The 14,745-nt window shown below is 31.9% G+C and carries 11 protein-coding genes; 7 read left to right on the top strand and 4 right to left on the bottom strand.

Features of this window, described 5'->3' with window-relative positions; genetic code table 11:
• Nucleotides 1–113 precede the first annotated feature (113 nt).
• The 7 genes from C7H52_RS10320 to guaB all read left to right on the top strand — a co-directional run bounded on the left by C7H52_RS10320 (nucleotide 114) and on the right by guaB (nucleotide 9,612).
• The gene (locus C7H52_RS10320) at nucleotides 114–734 is read left to right on the top strand and encodes a LysE family translocator (protein WP_106463820.1); all 621 of its coding nucleotides are present in this window, start codon (nucleotides 114–116) and stop codon (nucleotides 732–734) included.
• A gap of 54 nt (nucleotides 735–788) precedes the next feature.
• Nucleotides 789–1,652, top strand: coding sequence for a hydroxymethylglutaryl-CoA lyase (locus tag C7H52_RS10315; protein WP_106463819.1), 864 nt, complete (start codon nucleotides 789–791; stop codon nucleotides 1,650–1,652).
• A 183-nt stretch (nucleotides 1,653–1,835) separates the two neighbouring features.
• Nucleotides 1,836–3,041 carry a DUF4856 domain-containing protein gene (locus C7H52_RS10310; RefSeq protein WP_106463818.1) on the top strand — a complete coding sequence of 402 codons (1,206 nt, stop codon included), beginning with the start codon at nucleotides 1,836–1,838 and terminating at the stop codon, nucleotides 3,039–3,041.
• Between the two features lie 104 nt (nucleotides 3,042–3,145).
• Nucleotides 3,146–4,252: an imelysin family protein gene (locus C7H52_RS10305; RefSeq protein ID WP_106463817.1), complete on the top strand. Its 1,107-nt coding sequence runs from the start codon at nucleotides 3,146–3,148 to the stop codon at nucleotides 4,250–4,252.
• Nucleotides 4,253–4,307: 55 nt separating this feature from the next.
• A complete protein-coding gene (locus tag C7H52_RS10300) occupies nucleotides 4,308–5,669 on the top strand; it encodes an HTTM domain-containing protein (protein WP_106463816.1) in 1,362 nt (453 codons plus the stop codon).
• On the top strand, nucleotides 5,650–8,073 hold the full coding sequence (locus C7H52_RS10295) for a TonB-dependent receptor domain-containing protein (protein ID WP_106463815.1): 2,424 nt from the start codon (nucleotides 5,650–5,652) through the stop codon (nucleotides 8,071–8,073). The genes C7H52_RS10300 and C7H52_RS10295 overlap by 20 nt, the downstream gene beginning before the upstream one ends.
• A 66-nt stretch (nucleotides 8,074–8,139) precedes the next feature.
• Nucleotides 8,140–9,612, top strand: a complete 1,473-nt coding sequence (gene guaB / locus C7H52_RS10290) for an IMP dehydrogenase (RefSeq protein WP_106463814.1) — start codon at nucleotides 8,140–8,142, stop codon at nucleotides 9,610–9,612.
• A 70-nt stretch (nucleotides 9,613–9,682) separates the two neighbouring features.
• Here guaB and C7H52_RS10285 read toward each other — a convergent pair whose 3' ends face one another.
• The 4 genes from C7H52_RS10285 to C7H52_RS10270 form a co-directional block, all read right to left on the bottom strand.
• Nucleotides 9,683–9,868, bottom strand: coding sequence for a CsbD family protein (locus tag C7H52_RS10285; RefSeq protein WP_106463813.1), 186 nt, complete (start codon nucleotides 9,866–9,868; stop codon nucleotides 9,683–9,685).
• 205 nt (nucleotides 9,869–10,073) lie between these two features.
• Nucleotides 10,074–11,105, bottom strand: a complete 1,032-nt coding sequence (locus C7H52_RS10280; RefSeq protein ID WP_106463812.1) for a serine hydrolase domain-containing protein — start codon at nucleotides 11,103–11,105, stop codon at nucleotides 10,074–10,076.
• A 141-nt stretch (nucleotides 11,106–11,246) separates the two neighbouring features.
• Nucleotides 11,247–12,242, bottom strand: a complete 996-nt coding sequence (locus tag C7H52_RS10275; protein WP_106463811.1) for a fasciclin domain-containing protein — start codon at nucleotides 12,240–12,242, stop codon at nucleotides 11,247–11,249.
• 151 nt (nucleotides 12,243–12,393) lie between these two features.
• Nucleotides 12,394–14,724, bottom strand: coding sequence for a T9SS type B sorting domain-containing protein (locus C7H52_RS10270; protein WP_106463810.1), 2,331 nt, complete (start codon nucleotides 14,722–14,724; stop codon nucleotides 12,394–12,396).
• Nucleotides 14,725–14,745 lie beyond the last annotated feature (21 nt).

Raw genomic sequence — 14,745 nt, 5'->3', positions numbered from 1 at the left:
TCAAATATAAGCGTTGCCTATGAGTTTAGCTGTTAATGAAAATTTAAAAAAGCAGTATTTTTTTCTTAATTTATAGTAATTTCACATTTTGAACTTTTCCAAAATCCAATAACATGAATTTTGAGATTCTAGTCTCATTTATAATAGCAACTTCTGCCTTAGCATTCTCTCCAGGTCCAGACAACATTTATGTTATGATGCAAAGTATAGTTCATGGAAAAAAGTATGGTATAGCAACAGTTGGAGGTTTAATTACGGGTTGTTTGGTACATACAACTTTTGTAGCATTTGGAATGTCAATAATAATTAAAGAACAATTATGGTTATTTACTGTAATAAAATGGTGTGGTGCCATTTATCTTATTTATTTGGCTTATAAAGTGTATAAAAGTTCTTCAAATTTAGTTTTAAATAACAATAATATTCCTCGAAAAACAATGAGTCAATTATTTAAGCAGGGGTTTGTAATGAATGTATTAAACCCAAAAGTATCATTGTTTTTTTTATCTTTTTTTCCGGCTTTTTTGTTTAGTAAATCTTTAAACACCATATATCAGTTTTATGTGTTAGGGTTTTTATTTATGATTACGTCTTTTATTATTTTTGTGGGCTTAGCTTTGTTAGCAGGAAGCATTTCAACATATATTAAACAAAATAATTCTATTGGTTTGATTTTGAAATGGTTGCAAATTCTTGTTTTTATAGCAATTGCTCTTTACTTAATTCTGAGTTAAATTAAAATTTAGAAAACGTTTTCGTAAGCTAATCAAATTACTATATTTGATGTCATGAAACCAGAGGTAAAAATTATTGAATGCCCACGTGATGCTATGCAAGGTATAAAGCAATTTATACCTACTGCACAAAAGGTACAATATATCCAATCTTTACTTCGTGTAGGTTTTGATACCATAGATTTTGGTAGCTTTGTTTCTCCAAAAGCCATTCCTCAAATGGTCGATACTGCAGAAGTTTTATCTCAATTGGATTTGAGCACTACAAAAAGTAAATTACTAGCCATAATAGCCAATACTAGAGGTGCACAGGAGGCTTGTAAGCATAAAGAAATTCAATATTTAGGCTTCCCGTTTTCAATTTCAGAAAATTTCCAAATGCGTAACACACATAAAACCATTGCGCAATCAATTATTACTCTTCAGGAAATTTTAAATTTAGCCGAGCAGCATAATAAAGAAGTTGTAGTTTATATTTCTATGGGTTTTGGAAACCCTTATGGTGATCCGTGGGATGTAGATATTGTAGGTGATTGGACTGAGCGCTTAAGTAAAATGGGCGTTAAAATTTTGTCTTTAAGCGATACGATTGGTAGTTCAAACCCAGAAAATATCTCATACTTATTTTCTAATTTAATCCCTCAATATTCTAAAATTGAGTTTGGAGCCCATTTACACACAACTCCCGATACTTGGTTTGAAAAAATTGATGCTGCTTATACTTCAGGTTGTTTAAGATATGATGGTGCCATACAAGGTTTTGGAGGTTGTCCTATGGCTAAAGATGAATTAACTGGTAACATGCCAACCGAAAAAGTATTATCTTATTTAACTACAAAAAAGAGGAATACTTTAAATGCCATGAGCTTTGAAAGTTCTTATAACGAAGCTTCTAAAATTTTTAATACTTACCATTAATCCTTATTGCTATTTTATCAAATTGTTAAATTATTGAGCTTAACTACCCTAAATTCAATTAGTTAAATTTTTTATTTAAAATTAATCTAAATAAACTTTGTGTAAAGTTAAATTGCTTCTTATTTTTGCTGTCAGAAATAACAAACTATTTATAATAAGTCTAAATAAAAGCAACTTACCAAAATGAAAAAATTAGTATTAAGTTTATTTGTAGCCTCTTCAATCCTTTCATGTTCAAGTGACGATGATGCTTCCTTTGTACCACAAACCAATAATGGGGTTACAGCTCCACCAACATATCAATTTTCAAGAAACAATCAAACTTCTGTGAGTTACTCTGGTCAAAGTACCCGTATTGCTATGGCAGAAGAGTTAACTTCGGCATTATTAGTAGAAACTAATACAGAAGCAAGTTTATTAAGTATGTTCGATCATCAGGCAGGAAATTCTGATTTCTCTGATGCTACTTTGAATGCTTCCGATAAAAATATTAAAAGCAAAATAGCAGCTTCTAACGATTTTTTTGCTGCAAACACAACCTTGTCTAATACTATAAAAACTGATTTTGAAACTTGGATTTCTAGCCAGGCTAATACTGTATTTCCTAATTGGAACACCAATGCATCTGCAGGAGTAGCTGGACAGTTACAACAAGCAGGTGGCGGGTCTATTCGCTATTTGGATGCTAAGGGAATCGAATTAAACCAAGTAATCTCTAAAGGAATTATTGGAGGTTTAATGATAGATCAAATGTTAAACAATTATTTAAGTTCTAGTGTTTTAGATGCGGGGACTAATGTGGCCGATAATAATGCGGGAGTTTTAGAGTCTGGAAAGAACTATACTACTATGGAGCACAAATGGGATGAAGCATTTGGATATTTATATGGAGCAGAATTAGATGCTGAAACTCCAGTTTTAGGCGTGGATAGTTTTTTAAATGAATATTTAGAGCGTATGGAGTCTGATGCAGACTTTACAGGTATAGCCACAAATATTTACAATGCTTTTAAGTTAGGTCGTGCGGCAATTGTTGCAAAAGATTATACCGTAAGAGACCAACAAGCTCAAATTATTAGAGCTGAAATTTCTAAAATTCCAGCAGTTAGAGCTGTTTATTACTTACAAAGCACTAAAACGTCATTAGCAGCAAACGATCCTGCAAGAGCATTTCATGCTTTATCTGAAGGTTTTGGGTTTATTTATAGTTTACAATTTACAAGAGAACCAAATACACAAGAGGCGTACTTTAATAATACTGAAGTAAATGCCTTTTTAGCGCAATTAACTACAGGTAACGGGTTTTGGGAAGTAACTCCAGCAACCTTGGATAGTTTATCTCAAACTATCGCAGATAGATTCGGATTTACTGTGGCAGAAGCCTTATAAATAAAGATGTGTTAGTCGGATAATAGCAACTGTTTATATTTGTTTGTAAACGGTTGCTTAATTATCTTTGCACACTGAAAAAGAAAACTTTAAAGACTTTTAATATGTTAAAAAAAATTGCAGGTTTAAGCTTTGTTTTTGCGCTAGTATTAGCGTGTTCATCTAGTGATGATGATTCTTCGTCAAGTTCTAATGGAGACGGTTTTGACCGCTCCACATTATTGGTTAACTGGGCAGATAATATTATCATTCCGGCTTATACGGATTTGGAAGCTAAGTTATCTACCTTAAAAACAGACAAAGATGTATTTGTAGCAACTCCTAATCAAGCTAATTTAGAGACTTTACGTGCCTCATGGTTAGAAGCTTATAAAGTGTACCAGTCGGTAGATATGTTTTATGTAGGAAAGGCTGAAGAAATTCAGTATAACCTGCAAATGAATATTTATCCAACCACTGTTGCAGATATTGAAAACAATATTAGTATTGGTTCTTACGATTTGACTTCTGTAAATAATCAAGATGCAGTTGGTTTTCCGGCAGTAGATTATTTATTATATGGTGTTGCAGCAGATGATGCTTCAATAGTGGCTAAATATGCAGATGTAAACTATCAAAATTATTTATCTGATGTAATCAATCGAATGCAGTTATTAACGGAAACCGTTTTAAATGACTGGACAAGCAATTACCGTGATTCATTTGTTGCACAAACAGGAAATAGCTCTACAAGTTCTGTTAACAAAATTGTTAATGATTACGTTAATTATTACGAGAGAGATTTAAGAAAAGCAAAAATAGGTACACCAGCAGGCGTATTTTCTGCGGGAGCTACTTTTAGCGATAAAGTAGAAGGTTTTTATTCTAAAATTTATTCAAAAGTATTATTAGATGAAGCTTTAAATGCTACACAAGATTTCTTTAACGGTGAAGCTTACAACAGTACTTCTACTGGAACCAGCTTCGTGTCTTACTTAAGTTTTCTAGGAAGAACAGATTTGTCTGAAACGATAAATACTCGTTTTAATAACGCACGTACTACATTTCAAAATTTAGATGCTAATTTAGCTTCTCAAGTGGAGACAGATAATACTAAAATGACTCAGACTTACGATGCTTTACAATTAGCAGTGGTGTCTTTAAAAGTGGACATGATGGGTGCTTTTCAAATAAGCTTAGATTCTGGATATCAAGATAACGATGGTGATTAATTCGTCATACAATTATTAAAAATACTCTAACTCTTTGGTTAGAGTTTTTTTTTGCATGAAAGAACAAATTAGAACATATTTAAATACACAAACCAATGCAGCACCACTTGTAGTGTTTAGATTGCTATTTGGTTTAATGATGTGTTTAAGTATTGTGCGCTTCTGGGCAAATGGTTGGATAGATTTACTATATATACAGCCAGAATTTCATTTTTCGTATTATGGATTTGAATGGGTTAAACCACTAGGGAATTTCACCTATGTTATTTTTATTATTTGTGGTTTATCGTCGTTTTGTGTAGCACTTGGTTTAAAATATAGATGGGCTATTATTACTTTTTTCTTAAGCTTTACCTATATAGAGCTTATGGATAAAACCACCTATTTAAATCATTATTACTTTATAAGTATTTTAAGTTTTTTAATGATTTTTTTACCGGCTAACGCTAGGTTTTCTATAGACAGTTACTGGGCAAAAAAAAAATATTTAAAAGTGCCAAATTGGACTATAGATAGTATAAAACTATTACTAGGATTGGTTTATTTCTATGCAGGTTTAGCTAAACTTAACAGCGACTGGTTATTTAAAGCTATGCCATTAAAAATATGGTTACCATCTAAGTACGATTTACCATTTATAGGAGAACATTTCATGCATCAAGATTGGTTTCATTATGCTATGAGCTGGAGTGGTATGTTGTACGACTTAAGTATTCCTTTTTTACTACTTTATAAAAAAACAAGACCTTTTGCATTTATACTTGTTGTCATATTTCACGTTTTTACAAGAGTGTTGTTTCCTATCGGGATGTTTCCATTTATTATGATTGTTTCTACGTTGATCTTTTTTGAAGCAAACTTTCATTTAAAAATTATAGCACTAATAAAACGACTATTGCTTCAAAAAGAAACATTAAAACTTCAACACTTAGAGCACTATTCGCTAAAAAATAAAAAAATACTTATTTCCATAGTGTCTGTTTTTTTTGTGTTTCAATTGGTGGTTCCGTTTCGTTATTTGGCATATCCAAATGAATTATTTTGGACCGAAGAAGGTTATCGCTTTTCATGGCGCGTCATGCTTATGGAAAAAAATGCATTAACGACCTTTAAAATTGTAAATGCTAAAAGTGGGTCGTATTTTTACGTCGATAATTCAGATTTTTTAACGGCGTTTCAAGAAAAGCAAATGAGCAGTCAACCCGATTTTATACTAGAATATGCTCATTTTTTGGGAGATCACTTTAAAAGTCAAGGTCATCAAAACATAGAAGTTTATGCCGAGTCTTACGTGTCTTTAAACGGAAGACCGAGTCAGCCCTATATTAATACAACAGTAAATCTGTATAAAGAAAACGAATCATTTAAACCTAAAAACTGGTTATTACCATTTAACGATGCAATTAAAGGACTTTAAATTTTTAATTTTATTTTTTATAGCCATTTCGGGTTACGCACAACAAACGGTAAGCGGGACTGTGGTTTTTAGAGAAACCAACAAGCCAATTTCTGGTGTTAAGGTGTACGATAAATCTTCTGGTGTTTTAGCTGAAACTAATACAGATGGTTTTTATCAATTTGAAACCACTAAGGAATTAATCACATTAGTATTTTTTTCATTTGAATATCAAGTTGAAGAAATTTCAATAAACACAAAAAATACATCTATTGTAAATGTGACATTATTGGATTTGTCTGAAACACTTTCCGAAGTTGAAATTACTGCACGAAAAGAAAAAGTCTTTGAGTTAAAACGATTAAGAGACGTGGAAGGCACGTCTATTTTTGCGGGTAAAAAAACAGAAGTGGTTTTAGTGGAGCAGTCTATGGCTAATTTAGCTTCTAATAATGCCAGACAAATCTACGCACAAGTTGCAGGATTAAATATTTACCAGAATGACGATGCCGGCTTACAGTTAAATATTGGAGGTCGTGGTTTAGACCCTAATCGTACCGCAAATTTTAATACTAGACAAAATGGGTACGATATTAGTGCAGATGTGCTAGGTTACCCAGAAAGTTATTACGCAACTGCAGCTGAAGGTTTGGAGGAAATTCAAGTCATTCGTGGTGCGGCATCTTTACAGTATGGAACCCAGTTTGGAGGTTTAATAAACTTTAAAACCAAAACTCCTAACCAAGATAAGGCGTTAGATATTACGTTAAGAAACACTTTAGGTAGCTTTGGTTTATATACCAATTTTACCAGTCTTAGTGGTACAAAAGGAAAATTAAGTTATTATACATTTTTCAATTACAAGAAAGGAGATGGTTTTAGACCTAATAGCGAGTTTGAATCTAAAAATGTGTTTACGCACTTAGGTTATCAAATTTCAGATCAAACGAAAATTGAAGGTGAGGTTACTTATTTACGCTATTTAGCACAGCAAGCTGGTGGGTTAACAGATCGACAATTTAATAACAATCCATTGCAAAGCAATCGTGCTAGAAACTGGTTTCAAGTGGACTGGTTGTTGTATAATCTAAAATTGGCGCACCAATTTTCAGAAAACACCAATTTTACTTTTAATTTCTTCGGCTTAAATGCATCACGATATGCGTTGGGTTACAGAGTAAACCGTGTAGATCAAGAAGATCCTGGCAATGAACGCGACTTAATTAAGGGCGATTATAATAATTTCGGTTTTGAGTCCCGACTGTTAAGTAAATATCAATTGTTTAATAAAGATGCCACTTTTTTAATTGGTACCAAGTTTTATAAAGCGAATAATAAAGAGCAACAAGGTCCAGGAAGTGCTAGCTTTCAACCTGATTTTGATTTTGCTACGGAAACATTTCCAAATTACCCAAACCAGTCACAATTTGATTTGCCAAATTTAAATGTATCTGTATTTGGTGAAAATATTTTATATCTGTCTGATAAATTTTCGGTAACACCAGGATTTAGGTTTGAATATATTAAGACTGAAAGTGAAGGTGCTTTTCAAAATATAAATACAGATAATGCTGGAAATGTTATTTTTCAGGAAACGGTAGAAAATAATAAAACATTTGACCGTTCATTTGTACTTTTAGGTTTAGGACTAAGTTATAAACCAAGTTCTAATTTTGAAACCTATGCTAATATCTCACAAAATTACCGTTCAGTCACATTTTCAGATATTAATATAACCAATCCATCATTTCAAATAGATCCAAATATAACCGATGAAAGAGGTTTTACAGCCGATGTTGGATTACGTGGAAATCTTAAAAATTATGTGTCTTACGACGCTAATATTTTTGGCTTATTTTATAATGATCGTATTGGTTTTACACAACAAGTTAATTCTTTTGGTCGTATTGTAAGTGAGCGTGGTAATGTGGGAGATGCAGTTATTTACGGATTAGAGTCTTTAGTAGATTTTAATCTGAAGAAGATTATTGGTTTAGGAAACAATTTTAGGTTTAATTATTTTGCAAATACCTCTGTAATTCAATCAGAATACACAGCAAGCGAACAAAATGGTATAGAAGGTAATCGTGTAGAGTTTGTGCCGGAATTAAACCTGAAAACCGGCTTAAGATTTGGCTATAAAAACGTGTTGTTTAACATACAATACTCTTATTTATCACAGCAATTTACAGATGCCACCAACTCTAAGGAAGCCGATTTAAGCGGAGTTGTTGGTGAGATTCCAGAATATGATATTTTAGATTTGTCTTTAAGTTACAGTTACAAACACTTTAAGCTAGAAACAGGTATTAACAACGTTTTAGATAACAGTTATTTTACAAGACGAGCAACAGGTTATCCTGGTCCGGGAATAATTCCATCGGCGCCAAGAAACTATTATGTCACTTTACAGATAAAGATTTAAAGTTCTCTTAAACTTAATACATTAAAATAGTGTATATTTGCATGCAATTATAACAGTAATTGCAACATGACTGCACACGAGAATAAAATTGTAGGCGAAGGATTGACATACGACGATGTATTATTAGTTCCTGCGTTTTCCGAAGTACTTCCAAGAGAAGTAAATATTCAAACCAAATTTACTAGAAATATTACCATTAACGTTCCTATCGTTTCCGCTGCTATGGATACGGTAACCGAAAGTGCTATGGCTATTGCTATTGCTCGTGAAGGAGGAATAGGAGTGTTACATAAAAATATGACTATAGAGCAACAAGCTCTAGAAGTACGTAAAGTAAAACGTGCTGAAAGTGGTATGATTATAGATCCAGTTACTTTACCATTAACCGCTACAGTTAACGATGCTAAACAAGCCATGCGTGAGCATAGTATTGGTGGTATTCCAGTTGTAGACGACCAAGGATTACTAAAAGGTATAGTAACCAATCGTGACTTGCGTTTCGAGCATGAAAATACACGTGCTATTGTAGAAGTGATGACTAAAGAAAATTTAGTTACTGCTGCAGTAGGTACTTCTTTAAAAGATGCTGAAGCTATTTTACAAGAAAATAAAATTGAAAAACTTTTAATCGTAAACGATAATAACAAACTGGAAGGTTTAATTACGTTTAGAGATATTACCAAATTAACTCAAAAACCTATAGCTAATAAAGATACTTATGGTAGACTTCGTGTGGCAGCAGCCTTAGGCGTTACCGGAGATGCAGTTGAAAGAGCAGAAGCACTGGTTAACTCTGGTGTAGACGCTGTTATTATTGATACGGCACATGGACATACCAAAGGAGTAGTTTCTGTATTAAAAGCTGTAAAAGCGAAATTTCCAGATTTAGATGTGGTCGTTGGTAATATTGCTACTGCAGAAGCAGCAAAATATTTAGTTGAAGCAGGAGCAGACGCAGTTAAGGTAGGTATTGGTCCAGGTTCTATATGTACAACTAGAGTAGTGGCAGGAGTAGGTTTTCCTCAATTCTCTGCAGTATTAGAAGTGGCTGCAGCCATAAAAGGTTCTGGAGTGCCAGTAATTGCAGATGGTGGAATACGATATACAGGAGATATCCCTAAAGCCATAGCGGCAGGAGCAGATACGGTCATGTTAGGATCATTATTTGCAGGAACAAAAGAATCTCCAGGCGAAACGATTATTTACGAAGGACGAAAGTTTAAGTCATATCGAGGAATGGGGTCTGTTGAAGCTATGAAACAAGGTAGTAAAGATCGCTATTTCCAAGATGTGGAAGACGATATTAAAAAACTGGTTCCAGAAGGTATTGTAGGTCGTGTACCTTATAAAGGTGATTTATTTGAGAGTATTCACCAGTTTATTGGCGGTTTAAGAGCTGGTATGGGCTATTGTGGTGCTAAAGATGTTGCAACACTTAAAGACACTGGTCGTTTTGTTAAAATTACGGCAAGTGGTATAAACGAGTCTCATCCTCATGATGTTACCATTACTAAAGAATCTCCAAATTATTCGAGATAGTTGATATAAAGTAAAAATTAAAAATGCCCAACTCTAATTTAGAATTGGGCATTTTTTAAAATTGAAAATCTTACCAGTTTTCAATTTCGTTTTTTAATTCTTCTTTTGTTTTACCGTATTTCTCTTGAACCTTACCAGCTAACTTATCAAAGTCGCCTTCAGCTTCAGTATATTCGTCGTTGGTAATATCTCCATATTTTTGTTTAAAATCACCTTTAATCTGTTTCCATTTTCCTTTAAATTGATCCTTGTTCATAATAGTAAATTTTTGAGGTTAATAATTTTGTCTTATTTATAAGTTACTAATAAAGAACTACTTAAAATAATTATGGTTTCACATTTAGCAGTATTTTAAAAGAATATTAAACATAATTAACATAAGTTATAAACGGATGTTAAAATTTTTAACTATTTATTTAATGTAATAAAAGTGATTAGCTAAAGAAATAGAAGTTTTAGAGTTAAAGTTGCTTTTTTAAAATCTTAATAATTCGCATATATTCAACATCTGCCAAATTCCAGTAATATAAGTTAGCATCGGTAGTGTTAGTAAATTGTACAACGACTGCATCTAAATCTGTATGATATTTGGCAATACTTTGATAGCCTGGAACCCACCCTTTATGTTCAAATTCATATAAAGTAGCGTAAAGTTCTTTTTCATTTGCATCAAATAAACTACCAGAGTTTAATGCTCTTAAAAAAATACCAGTATCTTCAATAGTAGAAACCATACCAATATCATCTGTTTTTAAATCATATTCATATCCAATATGATAACCACTCATAACTCGATTTAAATTCACTTTCTTAATAGACTCAAACGTGTTCTTTAAATCTAACCGATCAAGAATTTCTTTTTGAATAAATTCAAAGTATGGATAGCCCAGTTCTTTATTAATTATTTCAGTAAGCAACACATAATTTGTGTTACTATATTCATAACTACTATCTGGTTCAAAATTTGCAGGCAAGTCTAATATAAGATTAAGCTTTTCAGTATTTGTTGCTTTTGGATTAGCCCAATAATTTTTGGTGTCTGTAAAGTTTGGAATTCCACTTCTATGTTGCACTAACATTTTTAAGGTGATTATGTTGGCATTTTCAATGTGCTTAGACACTTCGGGGAGATAATCTGCTAATGTTTTTTCTAATGAGAGTTTATTATTGTAAACTAGTTTTGTAATAGCAGCTGCTATATAGAGTTTGTTTATGCTTGCAATTTTAAATAAGGCATTGGGTTTTGCTGGTATTTTATTCTTCTTATCATGCCAACCTGCAGTATAATATTTTGGAGGTTTGTTAGGTAGATCTACATAAATTAATATACCATCAAATCCATTAGATACAGCTTCTTCTGCTTGTTCCTGTATTGTGTTTGGTAACGGTAATATCCAAGCCTTAACTACTATCCAAGGAACAAAAAATAGTGAAATTATTGTTCCTGAAATTAATAGTATTTTAAATATTAATTTAGCTTTTTGTTTTTTCAAAATATGGAGTTGAAATTTTTAATAAATAAATAGTGTTTTGTAACAAAATTTTAAACTCATCAAAATTAATTTAAACTCTTAAGAAAAAAAAACGCCAAGTTTCATTTCAAACTTGGCGTTTTAATATAATTATAAATTATTTTAGAATTGTGCCGGTATTAAAACTTTCTCAGAAATATATATAATTCCATTTATAGTTTGAATTCCTTTATTTATAATGGTAATATCAGTATTTCCAGCACCATCTGTAATAGTTGCATCTATGCCTGTAGAAGTAGAGGTAAAAATGGTAATATCTTCTCCTTGTAAAGTTGGTTTAGTTAGCGAACCGTTTGCTGTAATTTCAGTATATACAATATTATCATCTTTAACTACATGGTGTAATAAAATATTAGTGATTTGACTTTCATTAAAAGTTGAAGTATCAACTGCATTTAATGCTGAGTTATTTGGAGCAAATAAGGTGAAATCTGGATTTAAGCCGTCTAAATTATTATCTAATAATCGGTTTAATATTTCTTCGAAATCTGTATTTGGAGCATCATTTGTCATGGTTTGAATCAATACATTAAACTCAGGATTTGCAGTTAACATGTCATATACAGTAGGTAAAGTTAATAGTGCATCTATTTCATGAATAACACCAGTTTCTGTAACAATCTCATCACTTGCAAAATTTGCAAGACCATTAATGCTGTTAGCTAAATTAATATTATAATAAATATCTAATTTTTCATTTAATGGTCCATTTGCATTTGATTTAATGTAACCAGATTCGTTAAATTCTATTTCAGATCTTAATACTTGATTATTAATTACATGATTTAAAAGAATATTTTCTAATAAACCTACGGGAACATCATTTATGCTATTGTAAGAGTTTGCCGTTAAAAAGGCTTCAAATGCTGTATTATTTGGAGCCAAAACGGTAAATATATTAGCATCTAAAACTGTTTTTAAATCTGTTAGTTCTAAAGCATTATTTAAAATTGAAAATTGATTGGAACTGCTAATAGTTCCTGTAAGAGTTTGATTTGAAGGTTCTGGAGTATTGTTGACAACAGTAACTGCATCATCATCACTTGAACAACTCGTCATTAAAAATAGAAAGGCAAAAAAGTAATTTAAATATTTCATGGTTTTTTATTTTAAATATACCACCTTGTAATTAGTGATACCATCAAAATAATGTTAAAATGAATATTTTAATTATGAATTTAATATAATATTAGTAAAATCATTAAATATTTAACAGAAATTAAGAAGATTTGAATTTCTTTTGAGCATTTTAGCGCTTTAATGTAAAATGTCCTGTATATGTAGTGCCGTTTGTTCTGGTAATTATATACCAATAATCATTTGTAGGCATTGGGTTTGCATTAAACGTGCCGTCCCAACCTGAACCAAAAGGGGCAACTTGCTTTAATAATTTACCATAACGATCAAAAATTTTAATATCTAAATCGATATTAGAATTTTTAGAAATTCCAAGAGGTTTCCAGAAATCATTAAAACCATCTCCATTAGGTGTAAAAAACTGTGGGAATCCTAATATATAGATAGTTTGTTGTGCAAAACCGCAGCCATTCTTTTCTCTTACATAAGCTATATGAATGCCAGGAGACACATTTGTAAATACATTTGAGTTTTGATATAACAAATTGGGATTGTCTAATGCAAATTCAAAATCTCCATTATTTTCCAGATTAATGGTTACCGTATTATTTTCAGTTAACTCTGTGAAATCAACAGAACTTATTATAGGTGCATTTATTGGATTAACGGTAATAGTTTGGGTTGCTATACATTGATTGCTGTTTGTAACTTCAAAAGTGTAAATACCAGCCATATTTGCATTTAGCGTTGTGCTGGTTTCATTTAATAAAGTGCTATTTAAAAACCATTGATAACTATAATTAGATTGTGGGTTAATAACCTCTCCTGTTAGTGTTATAGAGTCCGGAAAATTGGTCTCACAATAGGATGTGGTATAATCTGCTTCTACTTCTGGGCGTTCTAGCACCATTAAATTTGCAGGAGAAATCGCAAAACAGTTGTTAGAAGTATCATTTACCTTTACAAAAATGGTTTGAAAATTTGCGGTAGTATTCGTGAAATTAACATTAAGTTGATTAGTTCCATTTAATGCATCTGTTTCTGTTGCAAAAAACCGCACGGTAGCATTTGGAGGAATTTGTGATTGTATGTCTGTGGTAATCGTGTTTAAATCGAAAGTGGTAAAACCATCTATAACATCATCTTCACAAACTGAAACATCTGAAATATTTAAACTGTTATTTGAAGTGCCTAAAGTAATTGATGCAATAGTACTACAGTTTGTAAGTTGGCTTGTAACTAAAGCGTAAATAGTCTGATTTGCACTAGTATTAGTATAAGTATTAGGGTTCGTAATTTCATCAATACCATTTTCGGCATCTGTTGGATTTAAATAGAAGTTAATTATACTATCAGCTTGATCTGTTATAATATCACTTTCATAACTGTATAAATTGTAAGTTGTGATTCCATCTTGATTGGCATCACATTCAAAGACATTAATATTATTTACTGTTGGTAAATTTGCGTACTCTACAACAATTTCACCTTCAGAAATACAGGTATTGTTTAAAGTGACCTCTACGCTATAAATTCCATTATCTACCACAGTGTAGGTGCTATTTATAGCACCAGTAATTGGAACCCCATTTTTAAACCATTGGTAGGCTACAGCATTGGTTTGAAAAGCATCTAATTGTAATGTTTCTGTACCGCATAATGCTGTTCTATTTTCTAATAATCTATCAGGACCTAAATTAGAGCTTAATTTAAAACTTCCAGCTTCTAAAAATACAGCAGAATCAAATCTAAAATTTTGTTCGTCTGCAATAACGAGCTTAACATGGTAGGTTTGATTTGGGATAGTTGTTGCAGTAGCAGTTAAAATTTTTGTCTGTCCATTAAAATTTATAGGAGCAGAACTGTTGTTAAAAGTGTCAAAAAAAGCTTCATTTATAGCAGAACATCCATTAGGAATTTCCGGGTGTACTGTAGTAACTTTTACGGGCGTATTAGTGCCTGGTACAAGAGCTATGTTTTGATAAGTTGTAGAACCTATTGGACGAATTAAAAAACCAAATAAATCTGAGAAATTACACGTGTTTGGATTATTTTCTTGGTACTCTTCTGAAGCAAAAATATAACGAAAGCTAATTTCGTTAGCAATAGAAGTGAAGTCAAACTCTAATATTGTGGCATTTAAAGTGTTGGTTTCCTGTAAAGCAATTTCTAAATCGGTATCTCCAGTCCAATTATTTCCATCGTCGTCACTTAAATTGTCGTTTGGACCTTGAACGTTAGATAATCGTCCTGTGCTTAAAACTATACCACTCTGAAAAGGAAAACTGGTTCCTGTTGCATCAAAATAACCATAACTACGTTCTGAGTCTCCAAAATCGCCGCTTACAGCATTTGTAACTACCACATTTTCTATACAATTACTGTCTATAAGAATGTCTTCTATAAGTTGCTGAGGTGTAAACGCTTGCGAGTCGGTTAACACATTTTGCGATAAGACACAAAATGGTAGCATTAAAAATAGAATTTTAGTAATCTGCTTCATTTTTCGTAATTGGAGTGCAAA

The organism is Aurantibacter aestuarii (assembly GCF_003008425.1).
In the GTDB taxonomy this organism is placed as follows: Bacteria; Bacteroidota; Bacteroidia; order Flavobacteriales; family Flavobacteriaceae; genus Aurantibacter; species Aurantibacter aestuarii.
Note: the sequence above shows the minus strand (reverse complement) of the source record. Positions and strands in the feature narration are given on the sequence as shown.